Here is a 21464-nt window from a genome sequence, read left to right as displayed (position 1 = left end):
TTACCGAGTCGCTACCATCACGAGCGAGCGCTCGCAATATCTTCTCCAATCGTGCGCAAAATAAATATTGTCGGGCGGCTGTCATTACAGTGCCACAATCTGTGACTACAATGGAAAGGTTGTATATACGATATTAAACAACCTTTACTCAGGAGAGTTCCATGCTCAAGTCCGTTGCCGGCGCCTTGCTGTCTGCGTTTGCTGCCCTGTCTGCCCATGCTGCATGTCCCGATTACGTCAGCGCGTATAACCCGCCCACCTTGTCGGGCCCCGCCAAGAAGAACTTTGCCAAGTTTGGCAATACCTTGTTATCGAGCTGGTACAAACCCTGGCATATGGCGCACGACGTGATCGTCAAGGCCGGTTCCGGCGCCACCATGGAAGCGAAGTTCGATTATGACGCGGTCCTGCACAAGGACCTGGAGGGCGAGCGTGTGCATGCCTATTTGTACGGCACCGGCATGGCAGGGTGGGAGTATGTGGGCAGCTATGTCACCAACAGCGACGGCAAGATCGCCGTGCCGCTCGGCGCGCGGCGCGTTGGCGACTATGTGGTGCGCTTCGTGGTCGAGGGCGACCTCAGTACCACGTCCGGCTACGTGAGCGTGGTCGATCCCGGTCGCGATGCGGTGCTGTTTGATATCGACGGCACCCTTACCATCAACGACTTTGAAGCGGCCGCGGACTACCTTGGCATCAAGACAGCAACGCCGTATTACTATGCGTCCGAGGTCGTGAACACCTACCGGCAAAAGGGCTATCAGATCATTTACCTGACCGCGCGGCCGTACTGGGTGACCAAGGATGGACGCGAGTGGCTCAATATCCAGCGCATCGGCCCCTGGCACTACCATTCCAACCCGTACAGTGGCGGCCCCATTCCACCGAACACGCAACAGTTCAAGACCGATTATGTGCGCTACCTGCGCAACGTCGTGGGCCTGAACATCATCCGCGCATATGGCAACGCCACCACCGACATCGGTGCTTACGCCGATGCCGGCATTCCAAAGGCGAACACCTACATCATCGGACCGAATGCCGGCGCTTCCGGCACCCAGCCCATTCGCGGCGAATACGGCGCCCATCATGCATTCGTGGTGACGCCGACGCCCGTGGCGGCGTGTAAACGCGGATAAGGATCGCAGCGGCGGGCGCTAGTCGTGCCGGTAGACCGGCAGCGGCTCGCCGCAATCCTTGCAATAGTGCGCGTCTGCTTCATGCCCTTCGCTAAGGCACGCTTCGCAGGTGCGGGTGGTCGGCTTTTGCGACAGGCGCTGGGACGTCATCTCGGCAGTGACAATCCCGGTCGGCACCGCCAGCACGCCCCAGCCGAGCAGCATCATGAATGAGGCGATGAAGCGTCCCAGCGTCGTATACGGGGTGATGTCGCCGTAGCCCACTGTCGTCATGGTGACCGCGGCCCAGTACATGGCGATGGGGATGCTGGTGAAGCCGTTTTCCGGCCCTTCCACCACATACATGATGGTGCCAAAGATCAGTACCGCCATCAGCACCACGGAGAGAAAGATCAGGATCTTGCGTCCGCTCGCGCGCAGGGCCTGCCCGAGCCGCACGTATTCGGCCACATACAGGGTGAGCTTGAGAATGCGGAAAATGCGCAGCAGCCGCAGGATGCGAATGTCGAGGAAGGCGCTCGCTTCCGGGACGAACAGCGAAAAATAGGTCGGCAAGATCGACAGCAGGTCAATGATGCCGAAAAAGCTGAGCGCATAGCGGGCCGGGCGCCGCACACAGCACAGGCGTGCGATGTACTCGGCGGTAAACAGAATCGTGAAGCCCCACTCGATCAGGGTGAGCTGGGCACCAATGCTGCGCTCGATGCGCGGCACGCTGCCGATGACCACCACGAAAATGCTCAGCAGAATGGCCACCACCACGAACACGTCAAACTGCCTGCCGGCGCGGGTGTCGGCCTCGAAAATGATGGTGTAGATCCGGCGCCGCCAGCCACTGAGGGGCTTGCCGAAGTCGCCGGGTGTCTGGGGCGCGAGCGGGGCCTCGCCCTTGATTGTATTGGTCATGGCGAAAGCATATCATGCGTGCCCGCCGCTTCGTACCGGCGCGCCCCCAGCCCGCAAGGCGCCGCGCTGCATCATTTGCTGTTGCGATCCAGCAATTGTGAAACTGGACAGGGGTGTGTATATTGGCTGTCTACGGAGGATGCAATGGTTCAAGAGCGGAAAAACCGGCTGATGGCGTACCGGGTTGAAATGGGACTGAAAGTCCAACGGGAAGTCTCGACGCGTGCCGCTGCAGCCTACCTTGCCAATTATGGTGTGCCCATGCACGTGTCAATGCGCGTTCTCAGCACACCCAACAAGCGCACTGGCAGCCTCGAAGGGCAGGAGCCATTGTGGTTCGATATCGTCCGCGCGTCCGGCATGACCTACGGCGGCTAAACCCGGTCCAGTACTCTTTTTCGGAATGCGTTGACACTCAAAATCCTGGAGTGTTATATTTCGCACATGGCATTGGGAACGTTTCCAATAAGGCGGGACTGATGCATGCCGCCTATCAGGAGACTCCATGGCCCCAGCTCGCCGGCGTTCGCTGCGCAGAATAATTCCGTTCGCCGCCCTGTTGCCGATGGCGCTCACTGTCATTGTCGGCTACCTGGGCACGGTACTGTGGTCGCTGCGTACCTCATTGACCAATGCGCGCAGCTTCCCGTCCGATACCTTTGTCGGGCTGGCCCAGTACACGCGCCTGTTCGAGAACGAACGCTGGCTGCTGTCGCTGTCGAACCTGGCCCTGTATGGCGTATTGTTCATCGGCGCCTGCCTGGTGATCGGTTTTCTGCTGGCCGTGTTCATTGACCAGAATGTCAGCGGCGAAGGCGTGCTGCGCACCGTGTTCCTTTATCCCTACGCGATGTCCTTCGTGGCCACGGGCCTGGTGTGGCAATGGATTCTCACGCCTGGCAACGGCATCGAGCAGGCTGCCGTGCAGCTGGGTTTCGCCGACTTTACCTTTGACTGGATCGTGGACCAGGACATGGTCATGTACACCATCGTCATCGCCACCGTGTGGCAGGCTGCCGGGCTGGTGATGGCGATGATGCTGGCCGGGCTGCGCGGCATTGACGGCGATATCTGGAAGGCGGCCCGTCTTGACGGCATCCCGGCCTGGCGTGTCTACCTCTCCATTGTGCTGCCCATGCTGTGGCCGACGGTAGCCACGGTGCTGCTGCTGCTCTCCACCGCCGTGGTCAAGCTGTTCGACGCGGTGGTGGCCATGACCCAGGGCGGGCCGGGCACCGCCAGCGAAGTGCCGGCCAAATTCATCATGGACCATCTGTTCGGGCGCGCCAACATTGCGCTGGCCTCGGCCGGCGCCATTGTCATGCTGCTGCCCGTGCTGGCGCTGGTGGCGCCCTACATCTACGCACGCAGCCTTGGCCAGGCGCAGCGCAAGGGGCGGCCATGAGGCACAGGCGCCACCTGACCCCGGCGCGCATCGGCATCTATGCCTTTCTGCTTACCGCAGCGCTGTTTTTCCTGCTGCCGCTATACGTGATGCTGGCCACTTCGGTCAAGCCGATGGAAGAGATCCGCGCCGGGAATATCTTTGCGCTTCCGCTCGATGTAACGTTGGAACCGTGGCGGCAGGCGTGGAGCGGCGCCTGCACCGGCATGAGCTGTGAAGGCATTCGTGGCGGGTTCTGGAATTCGGTCGCCATTGCGGTGCCCAGCACCGTGCTGCCGATCCTGCTCGGCGCCATCAATGGCTATGCGCTCTCATTCTGGCGCCCGCGCGGCGCGGGCCTGCTGTTTGGCATCTTGATGGTCGGTGCCTTCATTCCGCTGCAAGTCATGATTTATCCGCTGGTGCGGGCGCTGGCAGCGGTGGGGCTGTTCGGGTCCCTGTACGGCATCGTGGCGGTCCACATGATCTTTGCGATGCCGGTCATGACGCTCCTGTTCCGCAATTACTACGCGGGCGTGCCGCATGAACTGTTCCAGGCTGCGCGCATCGATGGCGGGGGATTCTTTCGGATCTTTGCCCACGTGATGCTGCCCATGTCGCTGCCCATCATCGTCGTTGCAGCCATCATGCAGGTCACCGGTGTGTGGAACGATTATTTACTGGGCCTGGTCTTTGCGAGCAGCGACAATGCGCCCATGACGGTGCAGCTCAATAACGTCATCAATACCACCACCGGCACGCGCCAGTACAACGTCAACATGGCGGCCACCATCCTCACATCGCTGGTGCCGCTGGCGATCTATTTCATTTCCGGGCGCTGGTTCGTGCGCGGTATCGCCGCCGGCGCGGTCAAAGGTTAATTCATGTCGAATGTGTGTTTGCGGGACCTGTGCATCAACCTCGGTGGCAACGAGATCATCAAGGACCTCAACCTGACAGTGGAGGAGGGCGAATTCCTCGTCCTGCTCGGTCCCTCCGGCTGCGGCAAGTCGACCCTGCTGCACAGCATTGCAGGACTGATCGATGTCACCTCCGGCAGCGTCGCCATCAAGGGCGACGACATGACATATGCCGATCCGAGTGAACGCGGCATCGGTATGGTGTTCCAGTCCTACGCCCTGTATCCCACCATGACGGTGGAGAGGAACATGTCGTTTGGCCTGCGTATCGCCGGCCTGCCGAAAGCGGAGATCGCGCGGCGCGTGCAGCGGGCCGCCGAGATGCTGCATCTGGAGCCGCTGCTGAACCGCAAGCCTGCCCAGCTCTCGGGCGGTCAGCGCCAGCGCGTGGCCATTGGCCGGGCGCTGGTGCGCGAGGCCGGCGTGTTCCTGTTCGACGAGCCGCTCTCGAACCTGGACGCCAAGCTGCGCGCCGAACTGCGGCGGGAGCTCAAGCTGCTGCACCAGACGCTGGGCTCGACCATGATCTACGTGACGCACGACCAGGTGGAGGCCATGACGCTGGCTACCCGCATCGTCGTCATGCGCGCCGGGAAGGTGCAGCAGGCCGGGACCCCGGCCGATGTCTACGAACGGCCTGCGAACCTGTTCGTGGCCGGCTTCCTGGGGGCCCCGGCCATGAACTTCATCGAAGGCCGTCTCGATGGCGGCCGCTTCCTGTCGCCGGTACTGGCCCTGGACATGCCGGCCGCCGTCACGCCGCCGGCGGCGCAGGTGATACTGGGCGTGCGGCCCGAGCATATCCAGATCAGCGTGCAGGGGCCTTTCGCCGGCACCGTGGCGCTGACGGAGCCGATGGGCAATCACCAGGTGGTGTGGATCGCCGTGGGTGAGCGCAAGCTCTCGGCCATTGTCAACGACACGCGCACGTTCGCCATCGGGGAGCCGGTGCAGTTTGCGGTCGATGCGGCGCGCGCATCAGTGTTCGATAAAGCCAGCCAATTGCGGCTGGCTGCTGCTTAAAGGGGACTGCTGCATGGCTACCATCAAGGACGTCGCCCGGCTGGCGGGCGTGGGACTGGGCACCGCTTCGCGTGTGGTCAGCGGCAAGGGCTCGGTGTCGCCGGCAACCATGGAGAAGGTGCGCCAGGCGATCGAGGAACTCGATTTCCGGCCGTCGCATGCGGCGCGCTCGCTGCTGTCAGGGTCTACCCAGATGATCGGGGTGTACATCCCGGTCCTGAAGGGCACCTTCTATACGCCCATCCTGCAGCTGATCGATACCGAGCTGCGCGCCGCCGGCCTGCACATGGTGGTGGCGTTCGGGGTCGGCCTGGGCAATCCGCGCGAGCAGGCCATTGAAGGCATCGAGTTCCTGATGGAGCGCGGCTGCGACGGCCTCATTGCCATGACCAACCACCTGCTCGACGACGACATCGCTGCCCTGGGGCCCAAGCAATCGCGCCTGGTCGTGCTCAATCATGTTTTTGCCAGCATTCCGGCGCAGTGCTTCACGGCCGACCACACCCAGGGCGGGGTGCTGGCCGCGCGCGCCCTGCTGGAACTGGGGCACCGGAAAATCGCCGTCATCGCCGGTCCCAGCACACTGCCCGACAATGTGGCGCGGATTGACGGGTTCATGGCCGAAATGGCGCGCAGCGGCATCGATACCGCGTCGATGTGGGTCGCGGAAAGCGACTTTTCGCCTGAAGGCGGCTGGAACTGCGCGCGCGAGCTGGCCGATGCGCGCCACGACTTCACGGCGCTGTTTTGCGCCAACGACGAAATGGCAGTGGGCGTGCTGTCGTATTTTCACGAGATCGGCATATCGGTGCCACGGGACGTGTCGGTGCTGGGCTACGACGATACGCCCAGCGCCGAGCACTCGGCGCCGCGCCTGACCTCGGTGCATGTCCCGTGGCGCGCAGTCACACGCTCGGGGCTGAACGCATTGCTCAATCGCTGCTACGGCCTGGAACGCGAGGTCGGCACCGCATTCCCCATCAGCGTCACCCACCGGGCATCGCTGGCACCATTTTCTGGTTGACAAAGAAAGCCCGACGCCGCAATATGAAGCCCGATTGGAATCGCTTCCAATGTAGTGCCTGTTCACCCAACCGACCTCGCAAAAGACCATGATCAAACATTCCTGTCTCATTGCAGCCACCGTGCTGCTGCACGCCGCCGCGGCAGCCGCTCCCGCGCAGCTGGCCGATTTTCCCCGCATCCGCAGCAGCGTGGCGCCCGATGCGAAGCTGGAGGCGCAGGTGGCAAAAATCGTGCGCAGCATGACGCTGGCCCAGAAGGTCGGCCAGATCACGCAGCCGGAAATCAAGACCATCACGCCGGACCAGGTGCGCGAGTTCTATATCGGCTCGGTCCTCAATGGCGGCGGCAGCTGGCCAAACGGGAACAAGTATGCGACGCCGGCTGACTGGGTGGCGCTGGCTGATAAATTCCACGCCGCGTCCATGGCCACCGACATGGTCCACAAGATCCCGGTCATCTGGGGCATCGATGCCATGCACGGCAACAGCAATGTGTATGGCGCCACGCTGTTCCCCCACAATATCGGACTGGGTGCGGCGCGCAACAAGGACCTGATCGGGAAGATGGCGCAATCGGTCGGCGAGTCGGTGCGGGCCACCGGCATCGCCTGGGTATTCGCGCCCACGCTGGCAGTGGTGCGCGACGACCGCTGGGGACGCACCTACGAGAGCTTTTCCGAAGACCCGGCGCTGGTGAAGGAATACGGCGGCGTGTATGTGCGCGGCCTGCAGGGGCGCTTCAACAAGCCCGGCAACGTGGTGGCAACGGCCAAGCATTTCATTGGCGACGGCGGCACCGACCAGGGCAAGGACCAGGGCATCGCCACATCCAGCAAGGCCGAGATGATCAACATTCACGGCGCCGGTTACTACAGTGCGCTGGACGCCGGCGCGCAGACGGTCATGGCCTCGTTCAGCAGCTGGAACGACGTCGCCGGTGGTGTCGATTACGGCAAGATGCACGGCAGTAAAGCCCTGCTGACCGATCTGCTGAAAACGAAGATGGGTTTTGACGGCTTCGTGGTCTCGGACTGGAACGGCATCGCCCAGGTTCCCGGCTGCACCAATGACAGCTGCGCCCAGGCCATCAACGCCGGCATCGACATGGTGATGGTGCCGGACGACTGGAAGGCCTTCATCGCCAATACCATCAAGCAGGTGGAAGCGGGCCAGATTCCCATGGCGCGTCTGGATGACGCCGTGAGCCGCATCGTGCGGGTGAAATTGCGCGCGGGCCTGTTCGGCAAGGCACCAGGCAGCAACCGCTACGCGGGCAAGGCGCAGGCGCTGCAGGCGCGGGCGCTGGCGCGCCAGGCCGTGCGCGAGTCGCTGGTGCTGCTCAAGAACGATACCAACGCGCTGCCGCTCGCGCGTGGCAAGAAGATCCTGGTGGTGGGCAAGAGCGCCGACAACCTGTCCAACCAGAGCGGCGGCTGGAGCCTGACCTGGCAGGGCACGGACAACAAGAACAGCGACTTCCCGAACGCGGACTCGATCCTGACCGGCATTCGCGAGGCGGCCGGCGACGGCAACGTCACCTACAGCCGTGATGGGCGCGACGTCGACGTGGCAAATTTTGACGCGGTGGTGGCTGTCATTGGCGAGACCCCGTATGCAGAGGGCGATGGCGACATCGGCCCATGGGGCAGCCTGCGCCACAGTGCGCGCCATCCGGAAGACCTGGCGGTACTGGAAGCGGTGGCCGGCAAGGGCAAGCCGGTGATCACGGTGCTGGTGGCCGGGCGCCCCCTATACACCAATGACCTCATGAATTTGTCGGACAGTTTCGTGGCGGCCTGGCTGCCGGGGACCGAAGGCAAGGGCGTGGCTGACGTGCTGTTCGCCGGCCGCCACAAATTCAAGGGCAAGCTCTCCTTTTCATGGCCCAGGTCCGTGTGCCAGGCCACCGTCAACGTGGGCGACAAGGATTACGCTCCGCTGTTCCCGTACGGGTATGGCCTGGGCTACGGCAGCACCATCAAGGTGGGCCAGCTCGATGCAGCGTACCCGGAAGGTGGCTGCGGCGTGACCAATGTCTACCCGGTGTTCGGCCAGGCCGACCGCGCCACCTGGCCCCTGTACGTTTCCAGCGGCGGCCAGCGCGTGGCACTGGGCGCCGATGTCAATGCGGTGACCACGCTGCCTGGCGTGACAGTGGAAACCGCCCAGGTCAACACCCAGCAGGATGGCAAGCTGGTAACGTGGACCGGTCCGGCGCAGCTGGAAGCGCGCGCCGCCAGGGCCATGGCGCTGCCCGCATTTGCCACCACCGATGGCGCGCTGCAGTTCGATACCATCATCGCCAGTGCGCCTGCCGGCGCCGTCACTGTCCTCATGGGCGGGGTGCCGGTGGACGTGACGGGCGCGTTCAAGGCGCTGCCGCTCAAGCAAAAGCAGACCGTGCGTGTGCCCCTGTCCTGCTTTACCGCCAGAGGGCTTGACACCAGCAAGATCGACACCGCCTTTGCGGTGGCCAGCGACGCGCCCTTTGCTGCATCGTTTGCCAACATTCAGGTAGTCGGTGGCGCGGCCAGGGAGAAGGATGCGCTCAGCTGCGGGGCGGCGAAATGATCACCGAGACCGCGCGCTTTGTGGACGGGCCGCGCCTGCTGGCCGATGTGGGCGGCACCAATGCCCGCTTCGCCATCGAAACCGCTCCGCGCCAGTTCGAGGCGGTGGCTGTCCTGCCTTGCAGCGGCTATTCATCACTCGGCGCGGCCGCCGCATGCTACCTGGGTGCGGTTGGCGAACACGCCGCCGGGATCAGGCACGCGGCCATCGCCATCGCCAACCCGGTCGATGGCGACAGCGTAAAGATGACCAATCACTCGTGGAGCTTTTCCACCGCTGCCCTGCGCGAGGAACTGGACTTGTCCACGCTGCTGGTGGTGAATGATTTTACGGCGCTGGCCATGGCGCTGCCGCACCTGCGTCCATCGCAGCGCACGCGCATCGGCGGCGGGGTGGAGCTGCCGGGCCGCACCATTGGCCTGATCGGCCCTGGGACCGGCCTGGGGGTATCCGGCATTGTCCCGGTGGACGGGCGCTGGGCGCCATTGGCGAGCGAAGGCGGTCACGCCAGCTTCGCGCCCGGGGATGACACCGAGATCGCCATCATGCAGGCACTGTGGCGTCAGTATGGCCACGCGTCGGCCGAGCGGCTGCTGTCGGGCCCCGGTCTTGAGCTGATCTACCGCGTCCTGTCGGGGCAGGAAAAGAGCGCGGCGCTCATCACCGAACAGGCGCTGGCGGGCATGGATGCCGCTTGCGTGCGCACGGTCGATTGCTTTTGTGCTGTACTGGGATCGGTGGCCGGCAGCGTGGCGCTGACCCTGGGCGCCACTGGCGGCATGTACATTGGCGGCGGCATCGTGCCGCGCCTGGGGCACCTGTTTGCCCAGTCGCCGTTCAGGGCGCGCTTTGAAGCCAAGGGCCGGCTGCAGCCATACCTTGAACGGATACCCACGTTTTTGATCACAGAACAATACCCGGCCTTCCTCGGCGTGTCGGCAATATTGTCCGAACAGCCGGTCCACCGGCACTGATAACCAAAGGAGACCAAACCATGGAACACGTATCACAGCCGGCGGCGCTGCGCAGCACGCAGGCCGGGCAGGGCAGCAATACCGGGCCGCTCATCATCGTCACCATCCTGTTTTTCATGTGGGGCCTTCTGACCTCGCTCAACGACGTGCTCATTCCGCACCTGAAGTCGGTGTACACCCTCACCTACGTACAGGCGATGCTGGTGCAGTTCTGCTTTTTTGGCGCCTACTTCGTGGTGTCCCTGCCGGCCGGCATCCTGATCAAGAAGATCGGCTATCAGAACGGCGCCGTGACGGGCCTGGTAATTGCCGCCGCCGGCTGCGCCATGTTCTATCCCGCTGCCACGTCCAGTTATGCCGTGTTCCTGCTGGCGCTGTTCGTCATGGCCTCCGGCATCACCATCCTGCAGGTGGCGGCCAATCCCTATGTGACCGAACTGGGTGATCCGCAGACCGCTTCCAGTCGCCTCACCCTGACCCAGGCGTTCAATTCCCTCGGCACCACCGTGGCGCCGACGCTGGGCGGCATGCTGATTCTGGGCGGCGTGGTACTGGGCGCGCAAGAGCTGGCGCAGCTGCCTGCGGCCGAGCAGGCCGCCTACCGTGCCAGGGAAGCGTCCATGGTGCAGGGGCCTTACCTGGCACTGGCTGGCGCCTTGCTGGCGCTGGCGGTGACGTTTGCCATGGCGCGCCTGCCAAAGATCACGCATGCCGAGCCGGTAGGAAGCCTGGCGGCCAGGGATGGCGCAGGGTCTGCCCTGTCCCATCCGCACCTGGTGCTGGGCGCGGTCGGTATCTTCCTGTATGTGGGCGGCGAAGTCAGTATCGGCAGCTTCCTGATCAATTTCATGGCCGAACCGTCGATTGCCGGGCTGTCGCACGCGGACGCTGCCAAGTACGTCAGCTTTTACTGGGGTGGCGCCATGGTGGGACGCTTCATCGGCTTTGCCGTGATGCGCTACGTCAGCCCTGGCAAGGCGCTGGCCTTTAATGCTGCCTGTTCCATTGCCCTGATTTTGCTGGCGACTTTTTCCAGCGGAAAAGTGGCGATGTGGGCGATCCTGGCGGTGGGTCTGTGCAACTCGATCATGTTCCCCACCATCTTCAGCATGGCACTGAACAAGCTCGGCGCCCTGACGGGGCAGGGGTCCGGCATCCTGTGCATGGCGATCGTCGGTGGTGCGCTGGTGCCGTTTGCGCAGGGCTTTTTGGCCGACAGCATCGGGCTGCAACTGTCATTTTTGGTGCCTGCAGCTTGCTATATCTTTATCCTGTACTACGGGCTGCGCTTTGCCGGCATGTACGACAAGGCGTAAGAGCGCATGACGCTGTCGAAGCAATGGTTCTCAAACAGGGAATCATTGCTTTTTTTATGGGCGAACGCGGTGCGGTGTTGAACTCGCGGCGGGGCGGCGTGTCAAAAAGCGCACCATCCCAATCCACGAAGGAGAACGACATGCTGAAGAGCCATTTCAAGAAGGGAGCGCTGGCCGTGGCTGTCCTGGTCGCGCTCGGTGCAGTGTTCAGTGCCGGTGCCCAGGGGGCGGGCCGCCAGAGCGGCAGCGCAGGCCAGGCAGGCGCGGCGGGGCAAAGCGGCGCCCCGGGGCAGGCGGCCGGCGCGCAACCGGCCAGCACACCGTCGGCCGGCAAGCTCAATGCAGCCGATCAGCGCATGCTCAAGACCATGGCCATCAATCATATGGCGGAGATCGAAGCCGGCCGCATGGCGCAGGCCAAAACCGGCAGCGACGAGGTGAAAACCTTCGCCCAGCGCATGATCGACGACCATACCAAAGCGCTCGAGGATGTCCGGCAGCTGGCGCAGGCCAAGGGTGCCTCGCTCCCCACGGAACTGGACAGGACAAGCAAGCGCAAGGCGGCCAGGCTTGCCGCGCTGTCGGGCGACGCGTTCGACCGTGCTTACATGGCCGAGGCGGGCGTGGCCGATCACAAGCGCAGCCATGCCCTGCTGCGCCAGGCGCAATCGCGCGCGCAAGATCCTGATCTGCAAGCCCTGGCGGCGCGCATGCTGCCGGTGGTGGACCAGCACCTGGACTCGGCGCAGGAGCTGCACAAGCACACCTCCATGGGGAGCAGCCGCACCCAGGGCAAGACGGGCTCGTCTGAGAAGCAAGAGTAAGGGGGGCACATCAGGGCCGCTGTCCCTGCCGCTGTCATCGGCCGGGGCAGGCAGCCGCGCGCACAGCAGATCGTGGCCCCGGGGTACGGCCGGCTGACTGACAGGGGAGCAGCAGGCACAGCGGCATGAGCGCGCTACAATGCCCGTTCATGACTGCCATTGTCGCCATCACGTTTCCCTTTTTCGCCCTGGTCCTGGCCGGCTATATCGCCGTACGCCGGGGCTGGCTGCCGCAGCTCGCCATTCCGGGCTTGAATACCTTTGTCCTGTTCTTTGGCTTGCCATGCCTGCTGTACCGTTTCAGCGCGGGCACGCCGGTGTCGCAGCTGTTCGCGCCGGCGTTGTTCAGCCTGTACCTTGCCTGTGCCCTGGTCACGGTGGGGCTGGCTGTTGCCGTCGCGCGCCTGCGCGGCATGGATTGGAACAACGCCGCTTTCGGTGCGCTGGTCGCCGCCTTTCCCAATACCGGCTTCATGGGCGTGCCCCTGCTGGCGGCCCTGCTGGGCAGCCGCGCCTCCGCCCCCCTGATCGCCGCGCTGATGGTGGACCTGGTCCTCACCAGTTCGCTGTGCATCGCCTTGTCCCGGCGCGGGCACGGCCGGCACGGGCAAGGCAGCCTTGCCGCCGCTGGCCAGGCCTTGGGGGCAGTGGTGCGTAACCCACTGCCCTGGGGTATTTTCCTGGGCGCCGCAGCATCCGGCCTGGGCCTGACCCTGATCGCGCCCATGATGACAACGGTAAACATGCTGGCTGATGCCGCCTCGCCGGTTGCGCTGTTCACCATTGGCGCCGTGCTGGCGCGGGCCCAGGCCCAGGCCGGCCTTGCCGGCAGCGGCTGGAGCGCCGCCGCGCCCGGAACCGTGATCAAGCTGGTGGTCCACCCGGCGCTCATATACACCCTCGGCTACCTGGCCATGGGCGCCGGACTGCCGCTCGATGACGCCGCCTGGAGCGCCCTGGTCCTGGTGGCGGCCTTGCCTAGCGCCAACAATGTAGCCATGCTGGCCGAGCGCTACGGTGCCGATACCGGCCACGTGGCGCGCATTACGCTGGCCACGACTGTCTTGTCGTTCCTGAGCTTTTCCGCTGCCGTGGCTTTATTGCGCTAGCGCTCGCCCAGACGCCGATGTTTGTGAAATAATAACGCCCGCTCACCGGCGCTTTGCCGGGATGATGGGAGAAATGCGTGCTGGACATGTTTGTAAGCGATGCGGAACTGGCGCTGCTGGAGGCAAAGCTGCCCGCGCTGGACGATCCCGCACGGCTGCACCATGTCGTCAAGCTTGCATGGCACCTGCGCCAGCGCGACGCCATGCTGGCCCGGTCCCTCGCGCGCGAAGCGACCGACCTGCTCAGCGCCTGTCCGGATGCCGAACGTGGCCTGGCCGAGGCAAGGCTCATGCTCGTCGAAGGCGAACAGCGCTGGCTGATGGGCGAGCTCGATGAAGCGCGTGGCCTGGCCGAACAGGCTCTCATGGAATGCGAGCAGCAGGGCGACGCCATCGGCAGTGCCGATGCGCGCTGGCTGCGGGCGTGGATCGATGTGGACCGGGGCGATGCCATCGAGGGCGCAGCCGATCTGGCCATTGCTGCCGCAGCAGCAGGTGACGCCGGCGACGCCGTGCGCGCCGGCGTGCTGCAGGCTGCTGCAGCTCTGTTTGCCGTATTTTCGGACGATCAGGCGCATCCGGGGCAGGGCCGTGGCGCTGCCGCCGTCGGCGACAGCGCCACGGCGCCGCTGGCAGTGGCGGGCTGGCTGCATGACCTGGAAGGCAGCCGTGCCTTCCAGGCATGCGACTTTGAACATGCCATCGGCCCCATGATGCAAGCGTTTGACGCGGCGCGCATAACTGGCCAGATGCGGCGCGCAATCAACCTTGCCACCAACATCGGCATTGCCTACGGCAGCCTGCACGCGCACGACAGCGCCCTGGAATGGATGCAGCGCGGCCTGGTGCTGGCCCGGCCCACGGGCTGGCCCATGAGCGTGGGCCAGTGCCTGATGCAGACCGCGCAGGTGCTGCTGCAGCTGGGGCGGCGCAATGAGGCCTTGTCGATGCTCGACGAAGCGCTGGCCACGCTGGCCCACCTGCAGGGCGCGCGTGCCTATGCCGTGGCGCTGGAATGCCGCGGCGACCTGGCCCTGGACGGTGGCGATTACACGCGCGCGCTTGACTGTTTCATTCGCCTGGAAGAACGCGGCGAACAGCTGCGCCAGTTCGATTTCCACAGTGGCGCGCTGCGCGGCCAGGCCCATGCCCTGTCCAGTCTGGACCGTCCCCAGGAAGCGCAGGCCAGGGCGCAGTCAGCACTGGCGCTGGCCCGCGAGCGCGGCGACGGCTACAACCAGATTGCAGCCCTGACCGTGCTGGCGCTGATCCACACCCGCCACGCCGTGCCCGATCCGGTGCCCATGTTCGGCCCCAACGCAGCGCTGCACTTCCTGCGCCAGGCCATGACGGTGGCCGCCACCATCGAGGGCTATACCGTGCCGGCCGACCTGCTTGATGCCGTGGCCAGCGAGTATGCAAGCGTGGGCGAGCACGCCCGCGCGTACGAGGTGGCCCTGCGCGCCGGCGCTGCGCGCGACGCGGCCCATGCCCAGGAGGCAGAGCGCCGCGACGCTGCCATGCAGGTCAAGTACCGCGCCGACGCGGCCCGCACCGAGGCCTCGTATCAGCGCCGCATTGCTGCGGCAGAAGCGATGCGCGCCGCCGTCATCAAGCAAAGCAGCGCCACGCTCGAACACCTGGTTGCCATTGGCCAGGAAATTACGACCCACCTGGAAGCGCCGGCTGTATTGCGTGCGCTCGACCGCCACGTGCACGGGCTGCTGGACGCCACCCTGTTTGCAATCTACCTGATCGATGCTGACGGCAATGGCCTGAGCTGCGCCTTTGGCACCGACGCCGGCCGCTCGATGGACGCGGTGCGCCTGTCGCTCACTGACCAAGACAGCGACAGCGCGCGCTGCGTGCGCGAGCGGCGCGAAATCATGACCGGCCCCGGCATGCCCGAAGTTAGCGGGCAGTCGGCCACCAGCAGCCGCCTGTTCGTGCCGCTCCTGATTGGCGAACGTGTCATTGGCGCCATGACCGTGCAGTCGCTGGCCGCCGACGCCTATGGTGAGCGTGAGCGGCTGATCTTCCGTTCGCTGTGCGCCTACGGCGCCATTGCCCTGGATAATGCGGCGGCCTATCGCCAGGTGGCCGCGACCCTGGCCAAGCTTGGCAGCACCCAGGCGCAGCTGGTCGAGAAGAATGCCGAACTTGAGCGTGCCTACGCCGCGCTGGAGGACGTGAGCATGACCGACCAGCTGACTGGCCTGCGCAACCGCCGCTTCTTCCTGCAGAACGTGGACAGTGAAGTGGGCATGAGCCTGCGCCGCTATGACGATCCCTTGCGCAGCATGGAGCATGAGCTGGGCGGGCCGGGCAAGGACCTGGTGTTCTTCATGGTCGATATTGACCACTTCAAGGAAGTGAACGACCGCTATGGCCACGCCGCGGGCGACGCGGTACTGGTGCAGATGCAGGAGCGCCTGCGCGAAGTGTTCCGTGAAACGGACTACCTGATCCGCTGGGGTGGCGAGGAATTCCTGGTGCTGGCACGGGCCACCCATCGCGATGACGCGAAGTTGGTCGCTGAGCGCATGCGCAAGGCTGTGGCGCAGCGCGGCTTCATGCTGGCCGACGGCACCTATCTGCAAAAGACCTGCTCCATCGGCTTTGCGTGCTTTCCCTTCGTGCCGAACGAGCCGCGCCTGCTCTCATGGTCGGAGGTGGTGGAGCTGGCCGACCAGGCCCTGTACCTGGTCAAGCGCTCCGGCCGCAATGGCTGGGCGGCCATTTACAGCACGCCGGACACCCAGTATGAGGAACTGTTCCCGCGCATGCTCCACCAGCTCGAACAGGCCGTCGCCGATGGTGAAGCCACACTCGTGACCAGCATCGACGATGTGCAGCTGGGGGCCGGTGCCAAGACACGGCGCCTGATGAACGCCGCCTGACGACGGCAGGCGCGCCTAGCCTGCCACGACCACTTCGGCCTTGATGGAGTTGGCGATGTAGCACTTGTCATGCGCTGCATGATGGATCGATGCGAGCTGCCCGGCCGACGGCGCCTGGCCATCAAAGTCAATCCGGGGCGCGAGCGTGATGCGGGTCATCGCCATTTTGCCGTCCGCGTTCTTTTCCATCACTCCCTGCGCATTGTCGGCGTAGCGCTCGACCACGAAGCCGGCCTGCGCGGCCAGTGACAGGAAGAACAGCATGTGGCAGCTCGACACCGCTGCTACCAGCGCTTCTTCCGGATCGAGCGCGGCGGGATCGGACATCGGCTCGGGGACGGACAGCGGCGACGACGATGCCGGCACTGCCAGGCCGCCATCGAACTCCCATCGGTGCGCCCGGCTGTAGCGGTTGTCAAGGAAAGGCTGCTGGTCACGCACCCACACCACTTTGGCCACGAAGGTCGACATGTCGGCTCCTGAAAGAGTTGAACGGTTCGCCATATGATAAACCCGATCCCTTATACTGGATGCCCATGACTCACATGACTCCCATGCATCCCGTGCGCTGCTCCTGGGCCAACCTGGCCAATCCCCGCTACCTCGCCTACCATGACGAGGAATGGGGCGTTCCCTGTCACGACGAAAACCGCCTGTTTGAAATGCTCAACCTCGAAGGCGCGCAGGCTGGCCTGAGCTGGGAAACCATCTTGAACAAGCGCGATAGCTACCGCGCCGCCTTTGACGGCTGGGATGCGCACAAGATTGCAGCCTACGGGCCTGACAAGGTCGCCGAGCTGCTGGCCAATCCCGGCATCGTGCGCAACAAGCTCAAGGTCGCTGCCGCCATTACCAACGCCCAAGCCTACCTGCGCTTGCGCGATGAAGGCAGCTCGCTCGACCAGTACCTGTGGGCCTTTGTTGATGGGACGCCGATTGTCAATCGCTTCGACCGCGAGTCGCGCCCGGCCAAGACAGCGCTGTCGGACCAGATCTCGAAAGACCTGGCCAGGCGCGGCTTCAAGTTTGTCGGCTCCACCATCATTTATGCGTACATGCAGGGCATTGGCATGGTCAACGATCACGACGTCACCTGCTTTCGCCACGGTGCCTGAGCATGTACTGGCAAGGCCGCGCGCATTTCACGATTTTCGACAGCAGCTTTGGCGACGGCCGCCGCTTTGAAGCGCTGTGCGCGGCGTGGCGCGCCGACCCGCAGCGCAGTGCGCGCCTGCACTACATTGCGCTGGATGCCGGCCGGCTTCCCGGCATGCACCGCATCCCCCAGCTTGATGCCCGCATCACGCTCGACCTGGTCGCGCTGCCCTTGAATGGCGCCCTGGCGCAGCTCGATGCACGCCTGAACGCCATCTTCCTGCGCGGCGACGATGCGCCCGATGCGTCATTCGCGCGCACGCTGGCGCGCCTGTGCGAGCCGGGGGCCGCGCTGCAGGCCCACGCGCTCACGCTGGTGCAAACGCACGCACTGTCCGGCGCCGGCTTTGCCTGCATGACGGACCCGGATGGTGGCCTGCGCGGCAGCTTCACCACCCGCAAGCCGCCGTCGCCATGGGCGCGCCAGGCGCAAGCCGAGCGGCGCGCGATTGTCATCGGCGCAGGGCTTGCCGGCTCCGCCGCCTGCGAGCGCCTGACCCACCGCGGCTGGCAAGTAACGCTGGTGGAGCGCCATGCCCATCCCGCCGGCGAGGCGTCCGGCAACCTGGCCGGCATCTACATGCCGCTGCTGTCGCGCGACGACAACATCATGACGCGGCTGACCCGCGCCGCCTTCCTGTACGCCGGGCGCTACTGGGAGGGGCTGGACGGTATTGCGGGGCAGGCCTGCGGCGTGCTGCAGCTGGCGCGCGACAGCGGCCATGCCGACGTCCAGCGCGCCATTGCCGCCGCCCACCACTATCCCCCCGATTATGCGCGCTGGCTGGACAGCGCCGAAGCCGGCGCCATGCTGGGATCGGCGGCACCGGACGGCGCCTGGCTGTTTCCGCGGGCTGGCTGGGCCCAGCCGTCATCGGTGTGCCGCGCCATGCTGGCAAGGTGCGGCGACAGGCTCACGCAGCGGCTTGGCACGGGGCCGGTCACCCTGCAGCGCGGCGGCGCCGAATGGGTGGTGCTGAACAGCGCCGGCGACGCGCTGGCGCAGGCGCCGGTGGTGGTCGTGGCCAGCGGTACCGGCGCCAGGACCATGGCCCAGACGTGCGCGCTGCCCCTGGACAGCGTGCGCGGCCAGGTCACCCACCTGGCGCAAGGCCAGGTGCCGGCGCTGCCGTTCGTGCTGTGCCGCGAAGCCTATCTCACGCCCGGCCCGGACGGCACCCACAGCCTGGGCGCCAGCTACGATGCCCACGGCGACCCCCAGCTGCGCGCCGACAGCCAGCTCCAGAACCTGGAAAAGATCCGTTCGCTGCTGGGCGACCCTGGCATCGGTATCGATGCCCCGCTCGCGGGGCGGGTGGGCTTTCGCTGCGTGGCACCGGACCGTTTGCCGCTGGTGGGCGCCTTGCCGGCCCAGCCTGCGCAAGGGCGCATCGAGCGCCTGCGCGACGTGACGCGCGCCGCCGGGCTGTATGGCCTGCTGGGCTACGCCTCACGCGGCCTCACCTGGGCGCCGCTGGCTGCGGAGTTGCTGGCTTCACAACTTGACAATGAGCCACTGCCACTGGAGGCGGAGCTGGCCGAGGCCCTCGATCCGGCCCGGTTTATCGTCCGTGCGCGGCGCCGGGTGTGACGATCCGCAACACTGTGGGTCGATTTCAAACGGGCGCCCGCCCAACCCTGCGTATAATTGGCGTACGGCAATGTTTTGCTGCCGTTTGACGATCATGGGCGGTAAAGATGGACGAAACGCATACCACAATGGCGCCCGACGGCGCCATGGCGGAGAAGGACATGCCGGAGCACGGTGCCGCGGACGAGGCGACCGGCTCCAATGAGCTGTTCCTGTTCCTGGCATCGACCGCGCACGACATGAAGAATTCCATCAGTGTCCTGAGCGGCACGCTGGAAACCCTGCTGGCCGATACCGAGCCGGCGAGCGAGGAGCAGGCCCGGGTTGCCTATCCGCAGATGGCGCACATGCTGTACCAGACCAAGCGCCTGAACGACAACCTGATCCAGCTGCTGGCGCTGTACAAGCAGGTGGGCAAGCCGGAATACCCGTTTGACATTCAGCCGCTTGAAATGGGCGACCTGATGGAGCAGGTCATCTCGGCCGAGCGGGTCCTGCTCAAGTCCAAGAACATCACCCTGGTGACCGATTTCGATCCGGCCCTGATCTGGCACTTCGATGAAGACCTGATCATCGGCGTGGTTGGCCATGCGATCAACAATGCCATCAACTACACCCGCGATACCATCCGCGTGGCCATCGCCTGCGTCGACGGCTGCCTGGAAATCCGGGTGGAAGACAATGGCCGCGGCTATCCGGCAGCCATGCTGGAGGCGGGCGTGCAGGCCATGAGCGGCAAGCGCACCGGCGTGAACTTCCTGACCAACAGCACTGGACTGGGCCTGTATTTTTCGAGCGAGGTGGCCAAGATGCACAAACACCGTGCGCGCAGCGGAAGCCTGCAGCTGGAAAACGGCGGTGCCTTCGGCGGCGGATGTTTTGTTCTGAGGCTGCCATGAACGAAGCGCTCAAGCTCAATGCCACGCTCTCGGGCGGCAACCAGCTGGTGGACTGGGCCAGCAAGAGCTATCTGATTGTCGACGACTTCATTGGCGTGCGCCAGCTGCTGCGCGAGTCGCTGCGCAGCCTTGGCGCAAAGAGCGTTGATCAGGCATCAAGCGGCGGCGAAGCGATGGCGCTGCTGACGCGGACACGCTACGACGTGGTCCTGTGCGACTACAACCTGGGCGAGGGCAAGAATGGCCAGCAGGTGCTGGAAGAAGCGCGCATCCGCAACCTGCTCATGCCGAGCAGTGTATGGCTGATGGTATCGGCCGAAAAGAGCGTGGAATCGGTGATGGGCGCGGCCGAACACCAGCCCGACGCCTATCTGATCAAGCCGATCACGGAAGGGGTGCTGCTCACGCGCCTGAACCGCGTGTGGCACAAGAAGCAGATATTCAAGAAGATCGACCAGGCCTACGCCGAAAAGGATTTCCTGCGCGCGGCAAAGATGTGCGACGAACAGATCGCCCTGAACAAGGTCCACGAAATCGACCTGCTGCGCATGAAGGCGCACCTGATGCTCAAGAGCGGCGAAACCGCGCGCGCCTGCGAGGCGTACGAGCGCGTGCTCAAGGAGCGCGAATACCAGTGGGCGCGCACGGGCCTGGCGAAGATCCGCATGGCCAATGGCGAATACGAACAGGCGCGCCAGATCTTCCAGGGCGTGATCGCGGAAAACCGCTACTACATGGATGCTTACGACCAGCTGGCCGTGGCCTACAACGCCATGGGCATGCCGGAAGAAGCCTGCTCCATCCTTGACCGCGCAGCCAAGCTGTCGCCCAATTCGGTGGGGCGACAGCGCGCGCTCGGCCAGGTCTGCCTCAAGCTGGGCAACGTGGGGATGGCGGAAAAGGCCTTCCGCAAATGCATCGCCATTGGCGAGTATTCGGTGATGAAAAGCGCCGATCCCTACCTGGGCCTGGCGCGCGTGTGCGGCATGAAGAACGAGCCGAAGGAAGCCATGGCGCTGCTGCTGACGGCCCAGCGTGAATTTGCCCATGATCAGATCGAACTGCGGGCCAAGATCACCGAGGGCATGGTGTACCACGAGAGTGGCGACTACCGGCGTGCGCGCAAGGCAGGCGAAGAGCTGGAGGAAATCCTCAATCGCGATGCCGGGCGTCCCGATGTCCCCACCTGCATGGAGATGGCGACGCTGCTGTTTGCGGTGGGCGTGAAGGAGTCGCCCGTTGATCTGCTGTGCTATGTCATCAAGAACAATCACGACAACACGGTGCTGCTGGACGACGTGCAGAAGGTGTTCGACAAGGCGCGCATGAGCGATGAAGGTTTTGCGCTCATCAAGGCATCGAAGAAGGAAGCGTCGGACCTGATGAACCAGGGCGTGCTGCTGTGGAAAACCGGCAAGCTGACGGAAGCGGTGGACTGGATGCGCGAAGCGCGTGTGGCCTTGCCGAACAATATGCGTATCCTGTTCAACTCGGCGCAGATCCTGATATCGCACCTGCAGCAGCGCGGCTATGACCCGCTGCTGGCCCAGGAAACGACCGACTTGTTGCTCCACGTCGACAAGATCATGCCAGACCAGCAACGCTTCGCCCAGCTGATGGAACAGCTTGCCGCGCTCTGTCCCCGGGTGGACGATGCCAGCGAGCGCGATGCCCGCAGCGCATGAGGCTTGCGTGTTCTGCTTGTCCCGTCGTTTGCTGGTGATAAAC

18 protein-coding genes are annotated in these 21464 nt (G+C 64.7%); 16 read left to right on the top strand and 2 right to left on the bottom strand.

Features of this window, described 5'->3' with window-relative positions; genetic code table 11:
• The first annotated feature begins 161 nt into the window (after positions 1 to 161).
• Positions 162 to 1139 (top strand): lipin/Ned1/Smp2 family protein, encoded by a 978-nt coding sequence (locus KY495_RS05855; RefSeq protein WP_219882782.1) that lies wholly within the window; start codon positions 162 to 164, stop codon positions 1137 to 1139.
• An 18-nt stretch (positions 1140 to 1157) separates the two neighbouring features.
• On the opposite strand, the gene KY495_RS05850 is transcribed toward KY495_RS05855, so the two are convergent.
• Positions 1158 to 2045, bottom strand: coding sequence for an ion transporter (locus KY495_RS05850; protein ID WP_219882781.1), 888 nt, complete (start codon positions 2043 to 2045; stop codon positions 1158 to 1160).
• 144 nt (positions 2046 to 2189) lie between these two features.
• Between KY495_RS05850 and KY495_RS05845 the strand changes: the two genes are divergently transcribed.
• The 11 genes from KY495_RS05845 to KY495_RS05795 all read left to right on the top strand — a co-directional run bounded on the left by KY495_RS05845 (position 2190) and on the right by KY495_RS05795 (position 16091).
• The gene (locus tag KY495_RS05845; protein ID WP_219882780.1) at positions 2190 to 2423 is read left to right on the top strand and encodes a hypothetical protein; all 234 of its coding nucleotides are present in this window, start codon (positions 2190 to 2192) and stop codon (positions 2421 to 2423) included.
• 127 nt (positions 2424 to 2550) lie between these two features.
• A complete protein-coding gene (locus KY495_RS05840; RefSeq protein WP_219882779.1) occupies positions 2551 to 3450 on the top strand; it encodes a carbohydrate ABC transporter permease in 900 nt (299 codons plus the stop codon).
• Positions 3447 to 4310: a carbohydrate ABC transporter permease gene (locus tag KY495_RS05835; RefSeq protein ID WP_219882778.1), complete on the top strand. Its 864-nt coding sequence runs from the start codon at positions 3447 to 3449 to the stop codon at positions 4308 to 4310. The genes KY495_RS05840 and KY495_RS05835 overlap by 4 nt, the downstream gene beginning before the upstream one ends.
• A 3-nt stretch (positions 4311 to 4313) precedes the next feature.
• A complete protein-coding gene (locus tag KY495_RS05830) occupies positions 4314 to 5372 on the top strand; it encodes an ABC transporter ATP-binding protein (protein WP_219882777.1) in 1059 nt (352 codons plus the stop codon).
• Positions 5373 to 5385: 13 nt separating this feature from the next.
• The gene (locus KY495_RS05825; protein ID WP_219882776.1) at positions 5386 to 6396 is read left to right on the top strand and encodes a LacI family DNA-binding transcriptional regulator; all 1011 of its coding nucleotides are present in this window, start codon (positions 5386 to 5388) and stop codon (positions 6394 to 6396) included.
• Positions 6397 to 6484: 88 nt separating this feature from the next.
• Positions 6485 to 8968: a glycoside hydrolase family 3 N-terminal domain-containing protein gene (locus tag KY495_RS05820; RefSeq protein WP_219882775.1), complete on the top strand. Its 2484-nt coding sequence runs from the start codon at positions 6485 to 6487 to the stop codon at positions 8966 to 8968.
• On the top strand, positions 8965 to 9942 hold the full coding sequence (locus KY495_RS05815) for a glucokinase (RefSeq protein WP_219882774.1): 978 nt from the start codon (positions 8965 to 8967) through the stop codon (positions 9940 to 9942). Before KY495_RS05820 ends, KY495_RS05815 begins: the two co-directional genes overlap by 4 nt.
• A gap of 20 nt (positions 9943 to 9962) precedes the next feature.
• Complete coding sequence (locus KY495_RS05810; RefSeq protein ID WP_219882773.1) at positions 9963 to 11258, top strand: sugar MFS transporter; 1296 nt, start codon at positions 9963 to 9965, stop codon at positions 11256 to 11258.
• A 140-nt stretch (positions 11259 to 11398) separates the two neighbouring features.
• On the top strand, positions 11399 to 12082 hold the full coding sequence (locus KY495_RS05805; protein WP_229518511.1) for a DUF4142 domain-containing protein: 684 nt from the start codon (positions 11399 to 11401) through the stop codon (positions 12080 to 12082).
• A gap of 149 nt (positions 12083 to 12231) precedes the next feature.
• Positions 12232 to 13191, top strand: coding sequence for an AEC family transporter (locus KY495_RS05800; protein ID WP_219884124.1), 960 nt, complete (start codon positions 12232 to 12234; stop codon positions 13189 to 13191).
• 86 nt (positions 13192 to 13277) lie between these two features.
• Entirely contained in the window at positions 13278 to 16091 is a 2814-nt protein-coding gene (locus KY495_RS05795) for a GGDEF domain-containing protein (protein WP_219884122.1), read from the top strand.
• A 15-nt stretch (positions 16092 to 16106) separates the two neighbouring features.
• Here KY495_RS05795 and KY495_RS05790 read toward each other — a convergent pair whose 3' ends face one another.
• Complete coding sequence (locus KY495_RS05790) at positions 16107 to 16562, bottom strand: OsmC family protein (RefSeq protein WP_219882772.1); 456 nt, start codon at positions 16560 to 16562, stop codon at positions 16107 to 16109.
• Between the two features lie 65 nt (positions 16563 to 16627).
• Here KY495_RS05790 and KY495_RS05785 point away from each other — a divergent pair, with 65 nt between their 5' ends.
• From KY495_RS05785 to KY495_RS05770, 4 genes are all read left to right on the top strand, one after another.
• Complete coding sequence (locus KY495_RS05785) at positions 16628 to 17206, top strand: DNA-3-methyladenine glycosylase I (RefSeq protein WP_374040990.1); 579 nt, start codon at positions 16628 to 16630, stop codon at positions 17204 to 17206.
• Positions 17207 to 17208: 2 nt separating this feature from the next.
• Positions 17209 to 18837, top strand: a complete 1629-nt coding sequence (gene mnmC, locus KY495_RS05780) for an FAD-dependent 5-carboxymethylaminomethyl-2-thiouridine(34) oxidoreductase MnmC (RefSeq protein ID WP_219882771.1) — start codon at positions 17209 to 17211, stop codon at positions 18835 to 18837.
• A gap of 107 nt (positions 18838 to 18944) precedes the next feature.
• Positions 18945 to 19736: a HAMP domain-containing sensor histidine kinase gene (locus KY495_RS05775; RefSeq protein WP_307728246.1), complete on the top strand. Its 792-nt coding sequence runs from the start codon at positions 18945 to 18947 to the stop codon at positions 19734 to 19736.
• Positions 19733 to 21421: a tetratricopeptide repeat-containing response regulator gene (locus KY495_RS05770; protein WP_219882770.1), complete on the top strand. Its 1689-nt coding sequence runs from the start codon at positions 19733 to 19735 to the stop codon at positions 21419 to 21421. The genes KY495_RS05775 and KY495_RS05770 overlap by 4 nt, the downstream gene beginning before the upstream one ends.
• Positions 21422 to 21464: the final 43 nt, after the last annotated feature.

This window comes from Massilia sp. PAMC28688 (assembly GCF_019443445.1).
Classification (GTDB): domain Bacteria; phylum Pseudomonadota; class Gammaproteobacteria; order Burkholderiales; family Burkholderiaceae_D; genus Telluria_A.
Note: the sequence above shows the minus strand (reverse complement) of the source record. Positions and strands in the feature narration are given on the sequence as shown.